The sequence below is a fragment of the Streptomyces sp. ID05-26A genome (genome assembly GCF_033794685.1).
Taxonomy (GTDB): Bacteria; Actinomycetota; Actinomycetes; order Mycobacteriales; family Pseudonocardiaceae; genus Lentzea.
Map to the genome: position 1 here is coordinate 802,954 of NZ_JARAYZ010000001.1, position 15,230 is coordinate 818,183.

The 15,230-nt window shown below is 69.0% G+C and carries 14 protein-coding genes; 10 read left to right on the top strand and 4 right to left on the bottom strand.

Annotated features, from left to right (window positions below):
• Positions 1-6: 6 nt before the first annotated feature.
• Entirely contained in the window at positions 7-561 is a 555-nt protein-coding gene (locus tag PV646_RS03950) for an OmpA family protein (protein WP_500340073.1), read from the bottom strand.
• Positions 558-1,511, bottom strand: coding sequence for a hypothetical protein (locus PV646_RS03955; protein WP_500340074.1), 954 nt, complete (start codon positions 1,509-1,511; stop codon positions 558-560). Before PV646_RS03955 ends, PV646_RS03950 begins: the two co-directional genes overlap by 4 nt.
• Positions 1,512-1,826: 315 nt before the next feature.
• On the opposite strand from PV646_RS03955, the gene PV646_RS03960 reads away from it, so the two are divergent.
• Positions 1,827-2,669 (top strand): DegV family protein, encoded by an 843-nt coding sequence (locus tag PV646_RS03960; protein WP_500340075.1) that lies wholly within the window; start codon positions 1,827-1,829, stop codon positions 2,667-2,669.
• Positions 2,670-2,674: 5 nt separating this feature from the next.
• Here the strand turns inward: PV646_RS03960 and PV646_RS03965 are convergent, their stop codons facing one another.
• Positions 2,675-3,310: a TetR/AcrR family transcriptional regulator gene (locus tag PV646_RS03965; RefSeq protein ID WP_500340076.1), complete on the bottom strand. Its 636-nt coding sequence runs from the start codon at positions 3,308-3,310 to the stop codon at positions 2,675-2,677.
• A gap of 120 nt (positions 3,311-3,430) precedes the next feature.
• Here PV646_RS03965 and PV646_RS03970 point away from each other — a divergent pair, with 120 nt between their 5' ends.
• The 5 genes from PV646_RS03970 (at position 3,431) to PV646_RS03990 (ending at position 8,054) form a co-directional block, all read left to right on the top strand.
• Positions 3,431-3,778 carry a hypothetical protein gene (locus PV646_RS03970; RefSeq protein ID WP_500340077.1) on the top strand — a complete coding sequence of 116 codons (348 nt, stop codon included), beginning with the start codon at positions 3,431-3,433 and terminating at the stop codon, positions 3,776-3,778.
• Positions 3,779-3,788: 10 nt separating this feature from the next.
• Positions 3,789-4,517 (top strand): class I SAM-dependent methyltransferase, encoded by a 729-nt coding sequence (locus PV646_RS03975; RefSeq protein ID WP_500340078.1) that lies wholly within the window; start codon positions 3,789-3,791, stop codon positions 4,515-4,517.
• Positions 4,514-5,977 carry a 1,4-alpha-glucan branching protein domain-containing protein gene (locus PV646_RS03980; RefSeq protein WP_500340079.1) on the top strand — a complete coding sequence of 488 codons (1,464 nt, stop codon included), beginning with the start codon at positions 4,514-4,516 and terminating at the stop codon, positions 5,975-5,977. Before PV646_RS03975 ends, PV646_RS03980 begins: the two co-directional genes overlap by 4 nt.
• A 4-nt stretch (positions 5,978-5,981) precedes the next feature.
• Positions 5,982-7,229, top strand: a complete 1,248-nt coding sequence (locus tag PV646_RS03985; protein ID WP_500340080.1) for a glycosyltransferase family 4 protein — start codon at positions 5,982-5,984, stop codon at positions 7,227-7,229.
• A gap of 66 nt (positions 7,230-7,295) precedes the next feature.
• The gene (locus PV646_RS03990) at positions 7,296-8,054 is read left to right on the top strand and encodes an SGNH/GDSL hydrolase family protein (RefSeq protein ID WP_500340081.1); all 759 of its coding nucleotides are present in this window, start codon (positions 7,296-7,298) and stop codon (positions 8,052-8,054) included.
• A gap of 1 nt (position 8,055) precedes the next feature.
• Here the strand turns inward: PV646_RS03990 and PV646_RS03995 are convergent, their stop codons facing one another.
• Positions 8,056-8,808, bottom strand: a complete 753-nt coding sequence (locus tag PV646_RS03995) for an acyltransferase (protein WP_500340083.1) — start codon at positions 8,806-8,808, stop codon at positions 8,056-8,058.
• A 57-nt stretch (positions 8,809-8,865) separates the two neighbouring features.
• Between PV646_RS03995 and PV646_RS04000 the strand changes: the two genes are divergently transcribed.
• The 4 genes from PV646_RS04000 to PV646_RS04015 all read left to right on the top strand — a co-directional run bounded on the left by PV646_RS04000 (position 8,866) and on the right by PV646_RS04015 (position 15,208).
• Entirely contained in the window at positions 8,866-9,135 is a 270-nt protein-coding gene (locus PV646_RS04000; protein WP_500340084.1) for a hypothetical protein, read from the top strand.
• A gap of 4 nt (positions 9,136-9,139) precedes the next feature.
• Complete coding sequence (locus PV646_RS04005) at positions 9,140-9,994, top strand: nucleoside hydrolase (protein WP_500340085.1); 855 nt, start codon at positions 9,140-9,142, stop codon at positions 9,992-9,994.
• Between the two features lie 58 nt (positions 9,995-10,052).
• Positions 10,053-13,310 carry a GH92 family glycosyl hydrolase gene (locus tag PV646_RS04010; protein ID WP_500340086.1) on the top strand — a complete coding sequence of 1,086 codons (3,258 nt, stop codon included), beginning with the start codon at positions 10,053-10,055 and terminating at the stop codon, positions 13,308-13,310.
• A 62-nt stretch (positions 13,311-13,372) separates the two neighbouring features.
• Positions 13,373-15,208: a hypothetical protein gene (locus tag PV646_RS04015; RefSeq protein ID WP_500340087.1), complete on the top strand. Its 1,836-nt coding sequence runs from the start codon at positions 13,373-13,375 to the stop codon at positions 15,206-15,208.
• Positions 15,209-15,230 lie beyond the last annotated feature (22 nt).

The window sequence follows — 15,230 nt, forward strand, 5'->3', positions numbered from 1 at the left end:
AGGCTCCTAGTTGACGAGGACGTCGATCTGAGGTCCGAAGTCCGAGGGCGGGCCCCAGGTGGGGTCCACGATCACGCGGGTGGCGACGACCTTGTCCACGCCCTGTTCGGCGAGGTACTGGCGGAGCAGGCCCGCTCGTTCCATCGCGAGGACGTCGCAGCGGTGTGACGCCGTCTCGCCGTTCCACGCGTGCGCGATCAGCGTCACCGAGCCGGTGGCGTTGCGCAGCACGCTGGCCAGCGACCGGCGCACCTCCTCGCCGCGGCCCACGAGGGAGGCGGTGCCCGGCGCGAACGTGATGCCCTTGACGGCGTGTGAGGTGAAGAGCTCTCGCACTGCCTGCTGGGCGACGGGCGCGGACACCAGGATCGGGGCGGGCGGCTCCATCCGCAGCGGCGCCACGAAGTCGGAGACCGGGACCGGGCCCGCGAGCACTGCCGGTACGGCGGGTGACGACGACAGCGCCGTCTCCAGTTCGTCGCCGTAGACGGAGAAACCGAACGCCGTCACCGAGGCCGGGACCATCAGCGCGCCCACGAGCAGCGGGACCCAGCGCTTCATGACGCGGCCACCTGCTGTTCCGGGATGTGCACCGGCGCCACGCGATCGGCGGCCACGGACAGCGCGGCCCGGGCGGCGGACAGTTGCGAGTGGACGACTCGGCGCAGCTCTTGCAGTTCGTCGGTGCGGTCGGCGACCTCGGCCAGGCGGCGGTGGGCCTCGCGGCACGCCATCTTCACGACGAACTCCGAGCGGGCCCTCGCCAGGGCCTCCTGCTCCTGCAGGTGTTGCGCGGCCTCGTTGCGGCGCCGAGTCATCGTGAGTTCGAAGAACTGCTGGGCCTTCTCGCGCTTGCGTTCGGAGTCGGCCTCGATCGAGTTGCACTGGAGCGCGGTCTCCCGCAGCAGCCTGTCCGCGTCGATCTGGGCCTGCTCGACGGCCTCGGCGCACTCGCGCTCCACCTCGTCGGCGCGCTGGCGGTGCTGCGCTTCGAGGTCGGTGCAGCGGCGTTCCATCTCCAGCTCACGTCGTTCCATCGCGGCGGCGCGGGTGGCGCAGTCCTGACGGGACGCGTAGAGCTCGGACTCGGCCTCCGCGCGCATCGCGGCGGATTCGCGCTCGGCGTCGGCGCGCAGCGCGGCCATCTCGACGTCGGTGCGCGCGCGGAGGTCGGTGCACTCGCGCTCGGCCTGCAGGTGCATCTCCGCCGTCTCGTCCTCGGCGAGGCGGAGCATGCGATGCATCCGTTCCGTGGCGCTCGCGTGCGAGCCGGAGGTGGTCTCCAGGCGCTCGATCCTGGCGCGCGCCTCCTCCAGGTCCTGGCGCGTCATTTCCAGCAGCTTGCGCAAATCCGCCGCCTGCGCCAGGGCTTCGGCCCGGTCGAGACTCGTGAAGCGCAGCTGCTCCTCGAGATTCTCGATGTGCTCGATGACCTGACGTCGATGAAAACCTCGGTACACAACGTCGAAACCGGCGTGCAGCGGAACTAGTTCCTGCTCTTTTGCGCCCATGGTCACCTACTCACTCAACCGGGCTGAAGATTGTGCGAGCTTACCCACGGCCGATGGGGCCAACCAGCGTCGAAAGTGGACGGACAGCGATGATGTAACACGTGGAATAATGCCCCTTTCCTGCGCAAACAGGGCTTCCCTAGATCAACACCAAACAACGTCCAGTCACCCGATTGTGTCAACTAGGGCGCCATTCCGGGGTGTTCACTCCGTGCGTTCGCCGTGCACGGAAAGCAACCACTCAGGCCTAGATCACACGAATTGCCTTCCATCGGTCGTGGCTACTTCGATCACCCTTCGTTAACCTTCTCGTTCGTGTCCTCACGAGTAGCCGTCGTCACCGACTCGACCGCGTCACTCCCGGCCCGTCTGGCGGACCGGTTCAACATCATCACGGTCCCGATGCAGCTCAAGATCGGGTCAGAACTGATCGACGAGGCCTACGTGCCGACCGACAGGCTGCTGCAGGCGATGGAGGCGCAGATCCCCATCACGACGCAGCCGCCGGCACCGGACGCGTTCTTCTGGGCCTACCAGGACGCGTGGGCCAAGGGCGCGGAGACGATCATCTCGGTGCACGTGACGCACAAGCTCTCCCCCGCGACCGACGCGGCGAAGGTGGCCGCCGCCAAGTCGCGCGTGCCGGTGTTCATCGTGGACTCGCACTCGTCGGGCATGACCCTCGGCTTCGCGGCGCTCGCGGCCGCGCGGATCGTGCAGAGCGGTGGCAACGTCCAGAACGCGCGCGGTGTCGCCGAGCAGCGCGGTCGCGACGCCAACGTGCTCATCTACGTCGACACCCTGCACTACCTGCGCCAGGCCGGACGGGTCAGCGCGGCGGCGAAGCTCTTCGGCGACGCGCTCTCGGTGAAGCCGCTGCTCACGGTCGTGGACGGCGAGGTGGAGCCGTTCGACAAGGTCGTCGGCCGCGACCGGGCACTGGCGAAGCTCGTGGACAAGGCCGTGGCCCTCGCCTACGGCCGCAACGTCGACCTCGCGGTCGAGCACTTCGCGGCCGAGAAGGACGGCCACGAACTGCTCCAGATGCTGCAGAAGCGGATCCCGCACGCCCGTGACGTCGTGTTGACGCAGGTCAGCGCGGCGATCGGCGCGAACGTGGGACCGGGCGCGCTGGCCGTCACCGTCTCACCGTTCTGAGCCGGTCAGAGGTCCGCGACCTCCTCCGCGAGGAGGAGGCCCGGGTCGAACCCCATCGGCGTGAGGTGCCCGGCGAGCTCGAGTGAGAGCACGCCCTGCAGACGCGTCCAGAACGACAGCGCGCGGTGCACCGTCGGCGACGACGCCGGAAGCGCGCCCGCCCAGCCGCGGTCCATGCTCAGGAAGACGTCGAACGGGCTCTGCGGCGCGTCTTCCGCCGAGCCGCAGACCTCCAGCAGCACCGCCAGGATCTCGTTCGAGATCGCGGTGATGTCGTCGGGCGCGTGGTAACCGGGCACGGGCGTGCCGTAGATGAGCAGGTAGCGCTGCGGATCGCTCAGCGCCCACTCCCTGATGACCGCGGCGAGCGCCACGACCGTGGTGCCGGCCTCGTGCGCGGCGCGGACCGTGTCGGCGAGGCTGCGGTAGGCGTCCCGGATGAGTGCGGTGATCAGCTCGTCGCGCCCGGCGAAGTACCGGTAGAGCGCGGGCCCGCTCATGCCCATCTCCTTGGCGATGGCGTTGAGTGACAACGCTGTCACCCCGGCTGCGGCGATCTGCTCCCACGCGTGCCGCTTGACCTCGTCGCGCACCTGGGCCCGGTAGCGCTCGCGCGGCTTCTGCACCGACTCTGCCGTCATGGTTAGACCCTCTCACATTCGTTATTGACACTCACGCTGCCTTCAGCTTAGCTTCTGCATGTCACAAAAGTTAGAGCTTCTAACTCCAGCTACTGCCACTAACGAACGAGGGAGCCCGTCATGACCACGACCAGCACCAACACCACGCACCCGTCGAAGTCCGTCCTGGTGGCGGCCTGGGCCGCACCCGTGATGGTGATCGGCAAGTTCGGCCTGCTGTCCGGCATCCCGATCGCCGTCGTGCTCGTCGCGAGCCTGCGCAAGGGCCGGTCCAAGGCGCTGCGCTGGTGGTCGGGAGCGCTCACGCTGGCCTACGCGACACCGTTGACGATGTGGCTGGCCGGGCCGAGCGAGGCACCGAGCCTGTCCAAGTACATGGACACCACGACGACCGCGGCGCTCGCCGCCGCCGGAGTCGCCACCGCCATCGCACACCAGGTAGTTCGCCGGCGGACTACTCACAAGTAACCTGGCGGGCGTGACCCTCCCCCTGACCGGCGAACGCACGGTGCCCGGTATCGCGGAAGAGAACTACTGGTTCAGGCGCCACGAGGCTGCGTACTTGCACCTCATCGGCCACTGCGCGGACGCCGTCGTGCTGGAGGCGGGCTGCGGCGAGGGCTACGGCGCGCAGCTGATCCGCACAGTGGCGCGCCGGGTGATCGCCCTCGATTACGACGAGTTGACCTCCCAGCACGTGTCGCGCGCGTACCCACAACTCGACGTGCTGCGGGGCAACCTCGCCACCCTGCCGTTGCGCGACGGCAGCGTCGATGTCGTGGCGAACCTGCAGGTCATCGAGCACCTGTGGGACCAGGAGGGGTTCCTCGCGGAGTGCCTGCGGGTGCTGCGTCCCGGCGGGAAGCTCATCGTGACGACGCCGAACAGGATCACCTTCTCGCCCGGCCAGGACACCCCGCTGAACCCGTTCCACACCAGGGAACTCGCACCGTCCGAACTGGACGAGATGCTGCGCGGCGCAGGTTTCCGCGTTGACGAACTGACGGGACTGCGTCACGGACGGAGGCTTGACACGCTCCTGAACGGACAGATCATCAACGCACAGGTCGAAGTCGCCCTGTCCGGTGCGCCGTGGCCGGTCGAGCTCAAGGAGGCTGTGGAGTCGGTGACGGTGGAGGACTTCGACATCACCCCTGACGACATGGACGCCTGCCTCGACCTCGTGGCCGTGGCGGTGCGCCCGTGACGGCCAAGACTTCCGAGGGCACGTTCTGCCTGGTCCTGCACAGCCACCTGCCCTGGCTCGCGCACCACGGCGCATGGCCGGTCGGTGAGGAGTGGCTCTACCAGGCGTGGGCGCACTCGTACCTGCCCGTCGTGGACATGCTGCGCCGGTTCGCCGAAGAGGGCCGCCAGGACGTCCTGACGCTCGGCATCACCCCGATCCTGGCCGCGCAACTGGACGACCCGTACTGCCTGCGCGGCATGCACGACTGGCTCGGCAACTGGCACCTGCGCTCGCACTTCGCCGGGGAACGGCTGCCGGAGCTGTCCGCCTACGAGCACCGCGCGTCCTCCTGGGCGCTCGACAGGTTCGAAAGCCAGTGGCGGCACGGGTTCTCGCCGGTCCTGAGGTCCCTTGTGGACTCCTCAACGATCGAACTGCTCGGCGGTCCGGCCACGCACCCGTTCCAGCCGTTGCTGGACCCTCGGGTGCGGGCCTTCGCGCTGCGGACCGGCCTGGACGACACCGCGCTGCGCGTCGGCCGTGCGCCGGAGGGGATCTGGGCGCCGGAGTGCGGTTACTCGCCCGGCATGGAGGCGGGCTACGCGGCGGCGGGCGTCCGGAGGTTCATGGTCGACGGGCCCGCGTTGCACGGTGACACGTCGTCCGCGCACCCCGTCGGATCGTCGGACGTGCTGGCGTTCGGCCGTGATCTCGAGGTCTCGTACCGCGTCTGGTCGCCGAAGGTCGGCTATCCGGGCGATGCCGCGTACCGGGATTTTCACACTTATGATCACCCGACGGGCCTCAAGCCGTCGCGCGTGACGGGCAAGAACGTGGCGCCCGAGGACAAGCGGCCGTACGACCCGTTGCTGGCGCGTGAGGCGCTCGACCGGCACGTGGCCGATTTCGTGGAGACGGTCGTGCGACGGTTGCGCGCGATCGACGGCGGGCTCGTCGTGGCGGCCTACGACACCGAGCTGTACGGGCACTGGTGGCACGAGGGTCCGTTGTGGCTGGAGGCCGTGCTGCGCGCGTTACCGGAGGCGGGCGTGCGCGTGACGACGTTGCGGGGCGCGGTCGAGGCGGGGCACGTGGGCGCGCCGGTCGAGCTGCCGGCGTCGTCGTGGGGCAGCGGCAAGGACTGGCGCGTGTGGGACGGCGCGCAGGTGTCGGACATCGTCTCGGTGAACGAGTCGGTGCAGAAGGAGCTGCTGGACCTGGACTTCTCCGCCGAGGCGAGGAATCCGGTGCTGGACCAGGCGGTGCGCGAGGCGCTGCTGGCGTTGTCGAGCGACTGGGCCTTCATGGTCACCAAGGACTCGGCCGCCGACTACGCCCGGTACCGCGCGAAGATTCACAGCGATCGTTTCAGCGAGCTCGCGGCGTTGGCGCGCAGCGGTCGTGGACAGGCGAGAGCGGCGGAGCTCCGCGCGGCGGACGGCCCGTTCGGGCATCTGGACGCGCGAGGAATGGGGTAACGGGATGCGCGTGCTGATGTTGTCGTGGGAGTACCCGCCGGTGGTCGTCGGCGGGCTGGGCAGGCACGTCCACGCGCTCGCGACACAGCTGGCCGCGCAGGGGCACGACGTCGTCGTGCTGTGCCGGCAGCCCTCCGGCACGGACGCGATCACACACCCCACCACCGACCTGGTGAGCGAGGGCGTGCGGCTGGTCCGCGTGGCCGAGGACCCCGCGCACTTCGTGTTCGAGAAAGACCTCCTGGCCTGGACGCTCGCGATGGGGCACGCGATGACGCGCGCCGGGCTGGCGTTGGGCTCGTGGCGTCCGGACGTCGTGCACTCGCACGACTGGCTCGTCACGCATCCAGGCGTGGCACTCGCCGAGGCCTTCCGCGTGCCGCTGGTCGCCACGATCCACGCCACCGAGGCCGGCCGTCACTCGGGCTGGCTCTCGCACCCGCTGAACCAGCAGGTGCACTCGGTGGAATGGTGGCTGGCGAACCGCGCCGACTCGCTGATCACCTGCTCGTCGGCGATGCGCGGCGAGGTCGGGCATCTGTTCGAAGTGGACACCGCCGATGTTTCCGTGCTGCACAACGGCATCGAGCCCGGTGGCTGGAAGGTGCGCGCGAAGGACGTCGGCGCGGCCCGGCGGACGTACTCGCCGCACGGTGATCCGCTGCTGCTCTTCTTCGGCCGGATCGAGTGGGAGAAGGGCATTCAGGACCTGATCGCCGCACTCCCCCGCATCCGCCGCTTCCACCGCGGCACGCGCGTCGTCGTGGCCGGTGGCGGTTCGCAGACCGAGTGGCTGCAGGACCAGGCGCGCAAACACCGCGTGCTGCGGGCCGTGGAGTTCGTCGGCCACCTGTCCGACCGGTCCCTGGCGGCACTGCTCACCGCGGCCGACGCCGTCGTGCTCCCGTCCCGCTACGAACCGTTCGGCATCGTGGCCCTGGAGGCCGCGGCCGCCGGCACGCCCCTGGTCGCGTCGACCGCGGGCGGGCTCGGCGAGGTCGTGCTGGACGGCGTCACCGGACTGTCGTTCGCCCCCGGTGACGTGGACGGACTCACCCGCGCCGTGCGGGACGTGCTGTCGGATCCGACCTCGGCCGCCACTCGTGCGCGCGCCGCCAAGGCCCGTCTGGTCACCGACTTCAACTGGGCCACGATCGCCACCGACACGGCAGCCGTGTACGCGGGGGCTGTCGTGCGCGAGCCACGGGTCCTGGGCCGCCCCAAGATCGCGACCGGAAATCTGTTCACCTAGGTCCGCTACAGTCGCCGGTCCCGTTAACAACAGGCGACCGAGGACTTAATGACATACCAACGCTTCGTGGCTCTCGGAGACAGCTGCACCGAGGGCCTGGACGACCTGCTCCCCGACGGCCGGTACCGCGGCTGGGCGGACCGGGTCGCGTCCGCCCTGGACGCGCCGGGCTTCCGCTACGCCAACCTGGGCGTGCGCGGCCGCCGCCTCGACCAGATGCTGGTGGAGCAGGTCCCGTCCGCTCGGGCGCTGGAGCCGGACCTCGTCGTGCTCTTCGGTGGCGGCAACGACGTGATGTCCAACGCCACCTTGGAACAGATCGCTGAGCGAGCGGACGCGATGGTGCGCGCCGTGACGTCGTTCGCGCCGACCGTCGCCGTCTTCACGTTGAGCGACATCTCGCACCGCATGCCGTTCGGCTGGCGCATGCGTCCGCGCATCGACGCGTTGAACACGGCCTTGCGTGGTGCGGCTTCGCGCTATGGGGCGGTTCTGATCGACGTGGAGGCCGACGAGTGCGTGCACGACTCACGCTACTTCGGCCCCGATCGGCTGCACCTGTCGTCGTTGGGGCACAGGCGGTTGGCCGGTCATGTGCTGTCGGCGCTGGGGATTTCGTTCGATCCGGCTTGGCTCTCGCCGCTGGAGGGTGTGGCCGCTCGCGCTTCTGTTGTTGACCACTGGCGGTGGTTGCGGGATCAGGTGTTGCCGGTGGCGTACACGCGGACGCGGAACAAGCTCATCGGGCGGCAGCCGGGTGACGGGTTCGTGCCCAAGCGCCCGCAGCTCGCGCCGCTGACCTTGCCGCAGCGCGTAGCTCGCTGACTCAGGTGGACGCGTCTTCCGCCCGTTTGGTCAAGGCGTCCTTGGCCTTGCGGGCCATGTCCGCGATGTCCGCCCGCCGCTGCGCATCCGCCTCGTAGTCGGCACGGCGATCCCGCACCACCCGAGCCGGCATCCCGACCGCGATCTTGAAGTCCGGGATGTCCCCGCGCACGATCGCATGCGCGCCGAGCACGCACCCACGCCCGACGCGGGTCCCGCGCAGCACCGTCACCTTGGCGCCGAGCCAGCAGTCCGGCCCGATCCGCACCGGCGACTTCACGATGCCCTGGTCCTTGATCGGCAGCGTGATGTCCTCGACCTTGTGGTCGAAGTCGCAGATGTAGACCCAGTCCGCGACCAGCGACGACGCGCCGATCTCGATGTCGAGGTAGCAGTTGACCGTGTTGTCCTTGCCGAACACGACCTTGTCGCCGATGCGCAGCGACCCCTCGTGGCAGCGGATGGCGTTGCCGTCGCCGATGTGCACCCAGCGACCGATCTCGAGGCGGCCGAAGCCGGGGCGGGCCATCACCTCGACCCGCTTGCCGAAGAACACCATGCCGCGCAGCACGACGTGCGGGTTGAGCAGGCGGAACTTCAGCAGGCGCCAGTACCGCACGAGGTACCACGGGGTGTAGGCGCGGTGGCGGAGCATCCAGCGCAGAGAGGCCATCGTGAGGAACCGCGCCTGCATCGGGTCACGGCGCGACCTGCGCCAGCGCGTCCAGACGGGTGCTCCCCACATCGAAGTCATGGACGGCACCTTAACTTCAGGCGGCCGACACGCCCGAAACGGTTCTACAGTGGCCCCATGTGGGCGGTCATCGGCGTCTGGGACATCAGTCCCGAAGCGATCGACGCGCTGCGGGCGCAGGTGCCGCTGATGGCGTCGAGCAAGGTCGGGTTGCCTGGGTTCGTGCACGGCACGTGGACGCTCGACGGGCACATGATCCAGGTCTACGACAACGAGGCGGATGCTCGCCGGTACCACCAGGACATGCTCGACCAGGGTGCGACGGAACCGCCCGGCGTGCGTTGTGTGGTGTGGGACGTCGCCGAAGTCGGCGCTGAGGCACCCTAGGGGCATGGCGACTTCTCTCTTCATCGACACCGACCCCGGCGTCGACGACGCGTTCGCGATCGCGCTCGCTGCCCGCAGCCCCGAGGTGAAGCTGGAGGGCCTGACGACGGTCTTCGGCAACGTCGGGCTGGAGCACACGACGGCGAACGCGCTGCGGTTGCTCACGTACCTCGGGCGGACCGACGTGCCGGTGGTCAAGGGCAACGAGGGGCCCGGTGGGGCGGCGGACGTGCACGGGACGGACGGGCTCGGCGGGCAGGCGCACACGTTGCCGGAGCACCCGGAAGGGCTCTACGGCGACGACATCATCCGGTTCCTCTCGGACGAGCTCATGCCCGACTCCGTCGTCGTGGCGATCGGTCCGCTCACCAACATCGCCGAGGCGCTGGACGCCGGCATCCAGATCCCGCGGCTGATCGTCATGGGCGGCGGGTTGGGGCTGGGCAACATGACGGCGCGCGCCGAGTTCAACTTCTGGGCCGACGCCGAGGCCGCGCAGACCGTCATCCGCCGGGGCAACCCGTTGATCGTGCCGCTCAACCTGACGCAGCGGTGCATCGCGGACGTCGAGTTCCTCGCGACCATCGACCCCGTGCTCAGCAACCTCACCGGCACCTACCGCGAGTACCTGACGGCGAACCCGGACCAGAACCACTCGGACCGGCCCGAGGGCATCCTCGTCCACGACGCGGTCGCGGTGGCCGAGGCGATCGTCCCCGGCACCCTCAAGACCAGGCTCCACAGCCTCGACGTCGACGACGAGGGCGCGCTCGTCGAGGGAAAGCACCAGGTAGAGGTCGCGGAAGACTGCGACTGGCCCGCGCTGAGGGCCTTCATGGAGCAGCGCTTGTCCGTTTGACGACAACTTCGCGTCGCTCTCTGGGGTTGTGCGGGCACGGTAAGTAGGGTCCGCGTCCATGCAGCGAAGAGTCCTCACGACAGCTGCGGTGGCGGTGGCCATGACGTTCGGAGTGGTCCCTGCCTCCGCTCAGCCCCAGATTCAGGTGGTGCCCGATCCGGCGGCCCACGTGAACCCGTTCATCGGCACGACCAACCTCGGGAACACCTTTCCCGGCGCGGTCGTGCCGTTCGGCATGTTCTCCTTCAGCCCGGAGGCCAGTCGCGGCAACACCCTGCGCGCCGCGGCTCCTGGTGGTTACCGGTACGACGCCACGAAGATCCGCGGCTTCAGCCTCACCCACATGTCGGGCACGGGGTGCGCGGGCGGCAGCGGTGACATCCCGATCTTCCCTCACGTCGGGACCGTCACGAGCAGCCCGACGACGGACGCGACCGACGCGATCTACGCCAGCGACTTCGCGCACGCGGACGAGGTGGCCAAGCCCGGCCGTTACGACGTGACGCTCAAGTCCGGCGCCAAGGCCGAGCTGTCCGCCACCGAACGCACCGGTGCGGCGCGGTTCAGCTTCCCCGCCGACAAGCCGGCGACGGTGCTGATCAACACCTCCAAGTCGCAGGTCGGCAGCAGTGACGCGCAGACCGTGGTCGACAAGGACAAGCGGACCATCACCGGTTCCGTGACCAGCGGGAACTTCTGCGGTTACATCAACCAGGTCGGTCGCCGCAGCTACTACACGCTGCACTTCGTGGCGGAGTTCGACCAGGACTTCACCGACGTCGGCACGTACCAGGACAACGTTGTCACGCCCGGAAGCACGTCCTCGAAGGGCGGCACGACGTACGGGACGAACGGCTGGCCTGTGCTCGGAAAGGGGTCCGGCGCCTACCTCGGGTTCGCGCCCGGCAGCCAGGTCGGTGTCAAGGTCGGCATCTCCTACGTGAGCCTGGAGAACGCCAAACAGAACCTCGCGGCCGAGAACAAGGGTCAGTCCATTGAGGACATGAGGGACAACGCGTACATCGCGTGGCAGAAGCAGCTCAAGCGCATCGAGGTCGGCGGCGGCTCCGATGACGAGCGGACCAAGTTCTACACCGCGCTGTACCACTCGCTGTTGCACCCCAACCTGTACAGCGACGTCAACGGCGAGTACGCCGGGTTCGACGGTAAGACGCACAAGATCGACAAACGTCGGCAGAAGGCCCAGTACGGCACGTTCTCCGGCTGGGACATCTACCGCTCGCAACTGCAGCTGCTCACCATGCTCGAACCGCAGATCGGCTCGGACATCGCGCAGTCGCTGCTCAACCAGGCCGAGCAGAACAACGGCGTGTGGGACCGCTGGACGCACAACGGCGGTGGCACCCACGTCATGAACGGTGACCCGGCGCCGATCGCGCTGGCGGCCATCTCGGCGTTCGGCGGCGACAAGTACGACCTCAAGTCGTCCCTGAAGAGCTTGGTGAAGGCCGCGACCGTGCCCACGGCGCTGGACCTGAGCAAGGACGGCTGGGCCGTCATGTCGGTCGGGCAGCGGCCGTCGCTCGACAAGTACCTGCAGAACAAGTACATGCCGGCCGTGTCGAACGCCTGGGGTGGCGCGGCGGAGACCCTGGAGATCTCCGCGGCCGACTTCGCGATCAGCCAGCTCGCCGAACGCGCGGGCGAGAAGAAGACCGCGAAGACGTTCGCCGAACGTTCGCAGTGGTGGCAGAACAACTTCGACCCGGTCGCGGACTCCACCGGCGGCTACATCCGCAACCGCAACGCCGACGGCACGTGGGTGAAGGACTTCACGCCCGACACCGGCAACGGGTTCGTCGAGGGCAGCAGCGCCCAGTACACGTGGATGGTCACGCACAACGTCGCCGGGCTCGTCGACTCGCTGGGCGGCCGTGAGCGCGCCACCAAGCGGCTGGACGACTTCTTCCACAACGCCGACGGCACCTGGGCGTTGACGGGACGTGGTGGCGCGAAGTCCGAACTGGACAACGAGCCGTCGGTGAACGTGCCGTGGCTCTACAACTACACGGGCCAGCCCGCCAAGGCGCAGGAGACGCTGCGCGAGACCATCAACACGCTGTGGAAGAACGCCCCCGGCGGCATCCCCGGCAACGACGACCTCGGCGCGATGTCGTCGTGGTTCGTGTTCACGTCGATGGGCATCTACCCGCAGGTGCCGTCGCGCGCCGAGCTGGTGCTGAGCAGCCCGCTGTTCACTTCGGTGAAGATCAACCGAGGGGGCGGCAAGGACATCACGATCAACGCCCCGCAGGCCAACGCGGCCACGAAGTACGTGCAGTCGTTGAAGGTCAACGGCAGGGCGACCTCCAAGACCTGGCTGCCCGAGTCGTTCGTGGAACGCGGCGGCAAGCTGGACTTCGTGCTGGGCAAGGCTCCTTCGGCCTGGGGCACGGGCGCCAACGACGCCCCGCCGTCGTTCCGCGACGGCGAGAAGCCGATCAAGCACGACCAGCCGTACTTCCTCACGGTCGAACCGCGCCAGCTCGTGGTGGAGCCCGGGAAGTCGGTCACGGCGAAGGTCAACTCGGTCAAGCTCTACGACGGTGACCCGAAGGCGACCTACACGATCACCGGACCCGACGCGCTCACGTTCACGCCGACGACAGGTGCCGTGCCTTCGGAGTTCACGGTCACGGCCAAGCCAGACACACCGCAAGGCTTCTACGACATCACCGTGACGGTGAACGTCGAGGGAGCCACGAAACCGGTCGTGCTGCCGCAGATCGTCAAGGTCGCGCCGGCGGGCAGTCTGCTCGCCGCCGTGAACAACGTCGGTGCCTCGGCCGACGCCACCGGCGAGGGCGACTTCGACGGCGGTGGCTACAGCTACTCGCGGGAAGCGCTGGCCACGGCCGGTCTCCCGCCGGGCGGCACGAGCACCGTCGACGGCCTCACGTTCACCTGGCCGTCGTCGCCTCCCGGCCGGCCCGACAACGCGACGGCCGCGAAGCAAACCCTTGCCCTGTCCGGAACCAAGCTCTCGTTCATCGGTTCCGCGGCCAACGGCGCCCGGACGAAACAGGCGACGGTGACGTTCACGGACGGCACCACGGCGTTGGTGGACATCGGTTTCAGCGACTGGACGCTGGGCGGCGGCGGGGCGGCACCGAGCTTCGGCAACGTGATCGTCGCGAACACGCCGTACCGCAACCAGTCGGGCGGGGGCAACGAGAAGGTCGCCACGCACATCTTCGCGACGAAGACGTACGTGGCTCCGGAGGGCAGGACGCTGGCGAGCGTCGTGCTGCCGGATGACGTCAACATGCACGTCTTCGCTGTGGCACTCGGGTAGTTCTCGGTGCGGGCGGCTCCGTTTCGCGAACGGAGCCGCCCGTGCGCGGGGATGATCCGGGAGTGACCGACATCGAGCAGCGGCTCGTCGAGGCGGCCCGCAACGGCGAGTGGCTGATGTGCGAAGAGCCGGACAACGTGGTGCGCGCCGGGCTGATCAGGGAGTTGCTGCTCGGCCGCCACGGCGAACTCGACCCGAACGGCGTGAGGCTGAGCGGAGCCCGGATCGAGGGCGTTCTCAACCTCGTCCGCGTGAACTCCTCGGCCGGCCTGGCCTTCAGCGACTGCACGATCGGCGAACCGATCGAGGCCCGGTCCGCGAGTCTGCCGGAGCTGCACGTCTACGGCGGCAGCTGCGCCGGGATTCACGCGGACGGACTCCAGGTCCGCGGTGACCTGTTCCTCCGCCGCGGACTTCGCATCGCTGGAGACGACGCGCGCGGCACGATCAGGCTGCTCGGTGCCCGCGTCGCGGGCGACGTCGAGTTCACGGGCGTGGAGATCACCAACCTCGGCGGCATCGCGCTGCACGCCGAGGCTCTCAAGGTCGACGGCAACCTGACCTTGCGAGACGGTGCGCGGATCACCGGGAACGGGGGCAGCGCGGTCAACCTCTTCGGTGCTCAGGTCGCAGCGAACTTCGAGGTCACGGGCGCCCAGATCACCAACGCGACCGGCTCGGCGATGATCATCGACAGCATCGGCGTCGGCGGGAACCTCGTGCTGGAGGGCGGCAACCGGATCACCGGGCACGGCGAACAAGGATCGCTCCGCCTGGTCAGCGCGCACATCTCAGGGCACGTCATGTTGTCCCACTCGGAGATCACCAACTCCGCGGGGGTGGCGCTGGAGGCGAACGGCGTCCGGATCGACGGAAACGTCCTCCTGCGCAAAGGACTCGTCATCACCGCACACGACGAGTACGGCGCGGCCGACCTGACCAACGCTCACATCGGAAACATCGTCGAGTTCGTCGACGCGACCCTCTCGAACACGGGCGGCCCCGCTCTCTCCGCCCACCGCGCCCACATCGGCGGGACCCTGGCCCTGAGCGGCCGGACCCGGTTCTCCGCCGACGAGGACGGCCCCGCGCTCAGCCTGGTCGGGACCCGCGTCGGTGGCAGGTTCGGCTGTACCGACTCGGTCGAGCTGACACCGAGAACGGCTCTGGTGATGAACCTCAGGGACCTGACGGTGGGAGTGTCGGCGAGGTTGCCACACCTGACGTTGTGCCCGGCCCACGGACGCGGCCCGACGTGCGAGCACAAGAGCCTCATTCGTCTCGACGACTTCACCTACGCCTCGCTCGCACCGGACTGGGACTGGCAGGAGTGGCTGCACGTCATCCGCTGCCACACCCCCGCCTACCACGCGTCCGCCTACCAGCGACTGGCCGCGGTCGAGCGCGCCGCCGGGCACGACGGCACCGTGCGGCGGATTCTCATGGCACAGCAGACCGATCTGCGCCGCCGCAGTCCGCAGTCGCTGGGTGGCCCGTTGACGCGGTGGTTCCACTGGTTGTGGGGAGTGCTGGCCGGCTACGGCTACCGCGCTCGCCGCACCGCCGCCGCGCTCCTGCTGGTGCTCGTCACCGCCGGGGCGATCGGCTGGTGGGCCGGGCAGGTGTCCACGCGGCCCGGACATCTGGTCGCGGAGCGGGTCGCCGCGGCACCGGCCGGGGCCGGGACTCCCTGTTCCACGGTGGAACTGGTCGGGCTGGGTCTCGATCGCGGGTTGCCGCTGGCCATGACCGGGATGCGGGCCCGTTGCGACCTGGACACGGCGTCACGCAAGGGGCAGGCCTTCACGGCGGCGATCTGGCTGGTGCAGCTCGCGGTGTGGGGGCTCGCGACGCTGGCGCTGGCCGGGTACACGAACCTGGTGCGCAAGCCGGGCTGAAGTCGTGCCCCATAGGGTTGAG